6 protein-coding genes are annotated in these 6,122 nt (G+C 74.2%); all 6 read right to left on the bottom strand.

Annotated features, from left to right (window positions below; genetic code table 11):
- Positions 1-54: 54 nt before the first annotated feature.
- Positions 55-1,224, bottom strand: a complete 1,170-nt coding sequence (locus AA75_RS32735) for an MlaD family protein (RefSeq protein WP_051813903.1) — start codon at positions 1,222-1,224, stop codon at positions 55-57.
- A complete protein-coding gene (locus AA75_RS32730; RefSeq protein WP_051813902.1) occupies positions 1,224-2,363 on the bottom strand; it encodes an MCE family protein in 1,140 nt (379 codons plus the stop codon). The genes AA75_RS32735 and AA75_RS32730 overlap by 1 nt, the downstream gene beginning before the upstream one ends.
- Positions 2,360-3,349: an MCE family protein gene (locus AA75_RS32725; protein WP_033823976.1), complete on the bottom strand. Its 990-nt coding sequence runs from the start codon at positions 3,347-3,349 to the stop codon at positions 2,360-2,362. The genes AA75_RS32730 and AA75_RS32725 overlap by 4 nt, the downstream gene beginning before the upstream one ends.
- Entirely contained in the window at positions 3,346-4,425 is a 1,080-nt protein-coding gene (locus AA75_RS32720; RefSeq protein WP_033823975.1) for an MCE family protein, read from the bottom strand. The genes AA75_RS32725 and AA75_RS32720 overlap by 4 nt, the downstream gene beginning before the upstream one ends.
- Positions 4,422-5,453 (bottom strand): MCE family protein, encoded by a 1,032-nt coding sequence (locus AA75_RS32715; RefSeq protein ID WP_033823974.1) that lies wholly within the window; start codon positions 5,451-5,453, stop codon positions 4,422-4,424. The genes AA75_RS32720 and AA75_RS32715 overlap by 4 nt, the downstream gene beginning before the upstream one ends.
- Positions 5,450-6,122 (bottom strand): MCE family protein (locus AA75_RS52680; protein WP_033823973.1); only part of this gene is annotated, 673 nt, incomplete at its 5' end. The genes AA75_RS52680 and AA75_RS32715, both read right to left, overlap by 4 nt.

Below are 6,122 nucleotides of genomic sequence, written 5' to 3'. Positions count from 1 at the left end.
CCCCCCGCCGCACCGGGCCGACCGGCCGGTCCGGCGGCGCGGTCGGCTCCGCGCTCACCGTTCGGCCCCGGTGCGGTGCGGCGCGGCGGTGGCGGGCGGGACGACGGCGGGCACGCCGCCCTGCGGGGCGTTGGCGGAGCCGCGGACCGCGCTGCCCGAGGAGGGCGGTGCGGCACAGTGCGCGGCGGTGTTGAGGGCGGGCGCGGGTGAGGTGTCCAGGCCGTTGCGGTAGACGGTGGCGTCGTAGCCGGCGGTGCAGGGCAGCGGGGAGAAGAAGGTGACGGCCATGCCGAGGTGGGCGCCGTCCGCGGTGACGGCGGTGGAGCCGGCGGCGGCCACCGCCGGGAGCCGGACCAGGAGTTCCTCGATGCCGTGCTCGCGGGTGACGCCGAGTTCGGCGGTGGTGAGCAGGTTGGCGAGCAGCACGCTCAGGTGCGGGTCGAGGTCCTTCAGCAGGGCGCTGACCTGTCCGGCGGCCTGCGGGCCGGTGGCGATGATGCGTCGCAGGTCGGAATCGGAGCGGGCGAGTTGGCCGGCCAGCTGCTGGGCGCCGGTGGCGAACGCGCGGATGGCGTCGGCCTCGTCGTTCTGGGTGCGCAGGACGGTCTGCGAGTCGACCACCAGGCGGGTGGTGGCGGGCAGGGCGCCGTCGGCGGCGTCGATCAGCCGGCCGCTGCCGTCGAGCAGGGCCTGGAGGTTCCCGGCCTGTCCGTCGAAGGCCCGGCCGAACTCGTCGACGACGGTCCGCAGGGACGCCAGCGGTACCGAGCCGACCAGGGCGTCGACGTGGCCGAGCATGTCGGTGACGGGTGCCGGGGTGGTGGTGGCGGAGCGGGCGATGGCGGAGCCGTCCCGCAGGTAGGGCGGCTGGTCGGTGCCGGGCCGCAGGTCGAGGTACTGCTCGCCGACGGCGGAGAGGTTGGCGACCACGGCCTGGAGCCGGTCCGGGATGGGCGGGGCGGAGCGGTCGATCCGCAGTTCGGCGCGGACGCCGTCCGGGGTGAGCCGGATCGGGCCGACCCGGCCGACCGCGACACCCCGGTAGGTGACCTCGGCGTGTTCGAACAGGCCTCCCGTCTCCGCGAGTTCGACGTCGACGCGGTAGTAGCCGCGCAGTCCGACGTAGCGTCCGAGGTCGGCGTGCTGGACCGCGATGTAGCCGAGCACGAGGACGGCGATGACGACGAAGGCGAGGTTCTTCAGCCGGGTGGCGAGGGTGAGCATCAGTGTCCCCCCTGCTGGTGGGCGGCGGTTCCCCGGCGGGCGGTGGCGGACGGCAGCGGGAGCGGGAGGGCGCCCTCGGTGCCGGGGTCGGGTGCGGGGTCCTTGGGCGGGGGTGCGGCGGTGTCGTCGGGGTCGAGTTCGGGGGTGATCCGGGTTCCGGGGGCGGCGGCCAGGTCGAGGTACACGTTGAGGTAGTCGCCCTTGACGCCGCGCAGCACCTCGTCGGTGAACGGGTAGGTGAGCAGCACCTGGAGCGAGTCGGGCAGGTCGGTCCCGGCGTCGGCGAGGCGTTGCAGGGTGGGGGCCAGGGCGCCGAGGTCGGCGACCAGGTCGGCGTGGCTGCGGCGGACGGTGTCGACGGCGACGGCGGAGAGGGTGTCGAGGGAGCGCAGCAGGGTGACCAGGTCGCCGCGCTGCTGTTCCAGGACGGCGAGGCCGGGGCTGAGGCCGGTCAGCACGGTGCCGATCTGCCGGTCGCGGGTGGCGAGGGTGGCGGAGAGCCGGTCGACGGAGTCCAGGGCGTCGGTGATGGACTGCCGGTGGGCGTCGAGGTCGGTGGTGAGGGTGTCGAGGCGGGCGAGGACGGAGCGCAGCTGGGCCTCGTTGCCGGTGAGGGCCTTGCCGAGTTCGGTGGTGATGGTGTGCAGCTGGTCGAGGCCGCCGCCGTTGAGCAGCATCGACAGGGCGCCGAGCACCTCTTCGACCTCGGGGTTGCGGTCGGTGCGGGCGATCGGGATGACGGCGCCGGCGGTGAGTGTGCCGGTGGCACCGGGGTCCCCGGTGGTGGGTGCGGTCAGCTGGACGTACTTCTCGCCGAGCAGGCCGGACTGGCCGAGCTGGGCGTAGCTGCCGGCCGGGAGGTGGACGTCGCCGTTGAGTTCCAGGGTGACCTGGGCCGTCCAGTCGTCGGGGGCGAGCGTGATGTCGGTGACCCGGCCGACGGCGACGCCGTTGACCTTGACGGCGGCCTGCGGGACCAGGCTGAGGACGTCGGCGAACCGGGCCTGCACCCGGTAGGGGTGGCTGCCGAGGTCGGCGCCGCCGGGCAGCGGCAGGTCCTGGAGGCCGGCGGAGCCGGCGGTGCAGCCGGTGAGCAGCAGCAGGAACGCGGCGGCGGCGAGGGCGGGTCGCGGGCTCATCGGGCCGCTCCGGGCAGGGGCAGCGGCAGGGCGCCGCCGGTGAGTTCGGTGAGGTCGGCGCGGCCGTCGATGGTGCCGTGGGCGGTGTCGTAGGCACCGAGCAGGTTCCCGGCGGCCAGCGGCGCGGTGTCGAGGAGTTCGGCGAGCGAGGCGCGCTGGTCGACCAGGGCCTGGGTGATCGGGACGAGTTGGCCGACGGAGGCGGCGAGCCGGGCGCGGTTGTCCTGGATGAAGGTCTGCACCTGGCCGAGGGCGGTGGCGAGTTCGGCGAGCGCCCGGCCGAGGTCGTCCTTGTCCTCGGCGAGGAAGCCGGTGACGGTGGCCAGCCGGTCGGTGGCGGAGCGGACCTGGGTGTCGTTGTCCTTGAGCATCGTGGTGAAGGACTGCAGCTGGGTGAGGGTGGTGAAGAGGTCGTCGCTGTGGCCGGAGAGGGTCTTGGCGGCGCGGCCGAGCTGGTCGATGCTGTCGCCGATGGCCTGTCCGTTGCCGGCCAGGTTGGCGGCGCCGGTGTCGAGCAGCCGGGAGAGGGCGCCGGTGGCGTTGGCGCCGTCGGGTCCTAGGGCGGTGCTGAGGTCGCTGATGCTCTGGTACAGCTGGTCGATCTCGACCGGTTCGGCGGTGCGGTCGGCGGGGATGGTGTCGTGGTCGGCGAGGTGCGGGCCGCCGGTCCAGGCGGGGGTGAGCTGGACGTAGCGGTCGGCGACCACGCTGGGGGCGACGATGACGGCACCGGCGCCGGCCGGGGCCTGGACGCCGTGGTCGAGGGTGAGGTCGACCCTGACCTGCCGGCCGTGCGGGTGGACACCGTCGACGGTGCCGACCTTGACGCCGAGGATCCGCAGGTCGGAGCCGGGGTGGATGCCGACGGCGTGGTCGAACCAGGCGGTCAGGTGGGTGCCGTCGGGTTCGGTGACGGCCGGTGCGGCGACCAGGGCGGCCGCGAGGGCGGCGGCGACGGCGGCCGGTACGACGACGGGTTTCCTCATCGCTGGGCTCCCTGCGCGCGGGTGGCCGCCGGCCGGTCGCCCTGCGGGCGTTCGGGTTGGCAGCCGGTCGTGGGGGACGTGCCGTCGGGCAGGTACGAGCGGGGCACCACGCCGCACAGGTAGGCGTCGAACCAGCGGCCGCTGCCGAGGGTGTTGCCCATCAGCCGGTAGTAGGGGCCGACCAGGGCGAGGGTCTCCTCGAGGCTCTGCTGATCGGCCCGCAGGACGCCGGTGACCCGGTCGAGGGCGTCCAGGGTGGGGCGCAGCTGCCGTTCGTTGTCCCGGACCAGGCCGGTGAGCTGGGTGGCGAGGGCGGCGGTGCCGGTGAGCAGTTGGTGGACGGCGTCGCGGCGGCGCTGGATCTCGCCGAGGAGTTGGTCGCCGTCGGCGAGCAGGGTGGCGAAGCGGGTGTTCTGGTCGCTGAGGGTGCGGGTGAGGTCGCGGCTGCCGGCCAGCAGTTTCGCGAGCTGGGCGTCCCGGTCGGCGACGGTGCGGGAGAGGGCGGAGAGTCCGTCGGCGGCGGCGCGGACGGAGGCGGGGGTGTCCTTGAAGGTGTCGGAGATGGTCCGGAAGCTCTGGGCGAGTCGGTCGGTGTCCAGGGCGCCGAGGGTGTGGCCGAGTCCGTCGAGTGCCTGGGTGACGTCGTACGGGGAGGTGGTGCGGCTGCTGGGGATGGTGCGGTGCGGGTCCTGGCGGGCGGCGCCGAGGGGGTCGAGGGCGAGGTACTTCTCGCCGAGCAGGGTGCGGATGCCGATCACGGCGGTGGTGGCGTCGCCGATCCAGGCATGGTCGACCCGGAAGGCGACCTTGACCCGGGCGCCGTCCAGGGTGACGCCGGTGACCTGGCCGACCTTGGCGCCGGCCACCCGGACCTCGTTGCCGGGGCGCAGGCCGGCGGCTTCGGTGAACTCGGCGGTGTAGCCGGTGCCGCGGCCGATCAGCGGGAGGGAGTCGGCCCGGTAGGCGAGGGCGGTGCAGAGCAGGAGCAGCAGGACGCCGACGGCGCCGACGGTGACGGGGTTGCGTTCGCGCAGCGGCCGCAGCAGTGGGCGGCGCGGGTCGCGGGCGGTCCTCATCCGTGGCACCTCGCTTCGGTGACGGGGATGCCGGTGGGCGGGGCGCTGCCGTCGGTGGTGGTGACGCCGGTGACGGTGGCCTCGCAGAGGTAGAGGTTGAACCAGGAGCCGTAGGAGGCGAGCCGGCCGAGGGTGCGGAGCTTCTCGGGGCTGAGCCGCAGGAAGCGTTCGAGTTGGGGGGTGTGGTCGGCGAGTCCGGTGGAGAGCCGGCCGAGTTGGCCGATGGTGTCCTTGAGCGGTTCGCGGCCGTCCTGGAGCAGGCCGGCGGTGCTGGTGGTGAGGGCGGCGAGGGCGTCGACGGCCTGGCCGATCGGCTGCCGGTCGCGGTCGAAGCCGGAGACCAGTTGCTGGAGGGTGGTGACGAGTTCGGTGAAGCCCTGTTCGTGGGTGTTGACGGTGGCGACGACGGTGTTGAGGTTGTCGATCACCTCGCCGATCACCTGGTCCTTGCCGGCCAGGGTGCCGGTGAGGGAGCCGATGGAGCGCAGCAGGCTGTCGACGGTGCCGCCCTGGCCCTGGAGGACCTGCACGATCTCGTCGGCGAGCTGGTTGACCTCGTTCGGGGACAGGCCCTGGAAGAGCGGCTGGAAGCCGGCGAACAGCCGGGTGAGGTCGAGGGCGGGCCGGGTGCGTTCCAGGGGGATGACGGCGCCGGGGGCGAGGTGTTCGCCGAGCGGGCCGGCGCCCTGTTCGAGGTCGAGGTAGCGCCGGCCGACCAGGTTGAGGTACTTGACGGACGCGGTGACGGAGGCGGGCAGGGTGCGGTCGCGGCGGACGGAGAACCGTACCCGGGCGAGGCGGCGGTCGGCGACGGTGACGCTGTCGACCTGGCCGACCCGTACCCCGGCGATCCGGACGCTGTCGCCGGGCGCGAGGCCGGTGGCGTCGGTGAAGCGGGCCTGGTAGCCGGTGGTGGCGCCGACGCCGGTGTCGGCGATGCCGAAGGCGAGGGCGGTGGTGGCGAGCGCCGTGACGAGGATGAACACCAGCGATTTGACGATCGGTCCGGTCAGGGGGCGGCGGGTCATCGCAGGGTCACCTCCGTGCCGCGCAGCAGGGGTCCGGCGAGCAGGCCGCTCCACTGCGGCAGGGGTGCGGCCGCGCTCTGCCCGGGGGCCAGGAGTTCGTTGACAAGCTCGTTCTCCTGGGGTGAGTTGGGCAGTCCGAGGCCGGGGGTGGCGGGCATCGGGAAGCCGTCGGCGGGGCTGCTCGCGGCGGGTGCGGTGCCGTGTCCGGTGTACGGCGTGCCGTAGCAGGCCGGGCCGCCGCCGGCCCGGTAGACGGGGGTGTCGCGGCCGGGTTGGTAGGCGCCGCGGGAGGGCACGGTGGTGACGGTGACGTGCAGGCCGGGCCGGTCGGTGCCCTTGCCGAGGGCCTGGTCCATGACGGGGACGAAGTCGGCGAGGGTGCGCAGGGTGCAGGGGAAGGACGGGGCGTACTTCGCCAGCAGGTCGAGGGTGGGGCGGCTGTCCGCGGACAGCCGGATCAGGGTGCTGCTGTTGCGTTGCAGGAAGTCGGTGAGGTCCTGGGCGCCGGTGGTGCCGGCGGCGTACAGGGCGCGCAGGCCGGCCTGCTGCTGGGCGAGGGTGGCGCTGGTGGTGGTGAGGTCGGTGAGCGCCTGGAGGATGTCGGGGGTGGCGTCGGTGTAGGTCCGGCCGACGGTCACCAGCTGCGCGATGTCCTCGTTGAGGGCGGGC

The sequence above is a fragment of the Kitasatospora sp. MBT63 genome, from assembly GCF_000710465.2.
Classification (GTDB): domain Bacteria; phylum Actinomycetota; class Actinomycetes; order Streptomycetales; family Streptomycetaceae; genus Kitasatospora.
This window is presented reverse-complemented; position numbering and strand designations above follow the sequence as displayed.